Origin of the sequence: Mammaliicoccus sp. P-M58, from assembly GCF_022386165.1 — a bacterium.
GTDB lineage: Bacteria > Bacillota > Bacilli > Staphylococcales > Staphylococcaceae > Mammaliicoccus > Mammaliicoccus sciuri.
The window spans coordinates 1-1,631 of the sequence record NZ_JAJNJI010000030.1; the positions used below are offsets into that span (position 1 = coordinate 1).

Below are 1,631 nucleotides of genomic sequence, written 5' to 3' on the forward strand. Positions count from 1 at the left end.
AAAGTACTTCAGAGTGATTGGCTTAACCAATCAAAAATGAGCTTATCAAGCTTACTTCTTTTATGGAGAGTTTGATCCTGGCTCAGGATGAACGCTGGCGGCGTGCCTAATACATGCAAGTCGAGCGAACAGATGAGAAGCTTGCTTCTCTGATGTTAGCGGCGGACGGGTGAGTAACACGTGGGTAACCTACCTATAAGACTGGGATAACTCCGGGAAACCGGGGCTAATACCGGATAATATTTTGAACCGCATGGTTCAATAGTGAAAGACGGTTTCGGCTGTCACTTATAGATGGACCCGCGCCGTATTAGCTAGTTGGTAAGGTAACGGCTTACCAAGGCGACGATACGTAGCCGACCTGAGAGGGTGATCGGCCACACTGGAACTGAGACACGGTCCAGACTCCTACGGGAGGCAGCAGTAGGGAATCTTCCGCAATGGGCGAAAGCCTGACGGAGCAACGCCGCGTGAGTGATGAAGGTCTTCGGATCGTAAAACTCTGTTGTTAGGGAAGAACAAATTTGTTAGTAACTGAACAAGTCTTGACGGTACCTAACCAGAAAGCCACGGCTAACTACGTGCCAGCAGCCGCGGTAATACGTAGGTGGCAAGCGTTATCCGGAATTATTGGGCGTAAAGCGCGCGTAGGCGGTTTCTTAAGTCTGATGTGAAAGCCCACGGCTCAACCGTGGAGGGTCATTGGAAACTGGGAAACTTGAGTGCAGAAGAGGAGAGTGGAATTCCATGTGTAGCGGTGAAATGCGCAGAGATATGGAGGAACACCAGTGGCGAAGGCGGCTCTCTGGTCTGTAACTGACGCTGATGTGCGAAAGCGTGGGGATCAAACAGGATTAGATACCCTGGTAGTCCACGCCGTAAACGATGAGTGCTAAGTGTTAGGGGGTTTCCGCCCCTTAGTGCTGCAGCTAACGCATTAAGCACTCCGCCTGGGGAGTACGACCGCAAGGTTGAAACTCAAAGGAATTGACGGGGACCCGCACAAGCGGTGGAGCATGTGGTTTAATTCGAAGCAACGCGAAGAACCTTACCAAATCTTGACATCCTTTGACCGCTCTAGAGATAGAGTCTTCCCCTTCGGGGGACAAAGTGACAGGTGGTGCATGGTTGTCGTCAGCTCGTGTCGTGAGATGTTGGGTTAAGTCCCGCAACGAGCGCAACCCTTAAGCTTAGTTGCCATCATTAAGTTGGGCACTCTAGGTTGACTGCCGGTGACAAACCGGAGGAAGGTGGGGATGACGTCAAATCATCATGCCCCTTATGATTTGGGCTACACACGTGCTACAATGGATAATACAAAGGGCAGCGAATCCGCGAGGCCAAGCAAATCCCATAAAATTATTCTCAGTTCGGATTGTAGTCTGCAACTCGACTACATGAAGCTGGAATCGCTAGTAATCGTAGATCAGCATGCTACGGTGAATACGTTCCCGGGTCTTGTACACACCGCCCGTCACACCACGAGAGTTTGTAACACCCGAAGCCGGTGGAGTAACCTTTTAGGAGCTAGCCGTCGAAGGTGGGACAAATGATTGGGGTGAAGTCGTAACAAGGTAGCCGTATCGGAAGGTGCGGCTGGATCACCTCCTTTCTAAGGATATTACGGAATG

1 rRNA gene is annotated in these 1,631 nt (G+C 50.8%); it reads left to right on the forward strand.

Annotation, left to right across the window (positions count from 1 at the left end):
• The first annotated feature begins 59 nt into the window (after nt 1-59).
• Nucleotides 60-1,612 (forward strand): 16S ribosomal RNA (locus LQ694_RS15375).
• Nucleotides 1,613-1,631 lie beyond the last annotated feature (19 nt).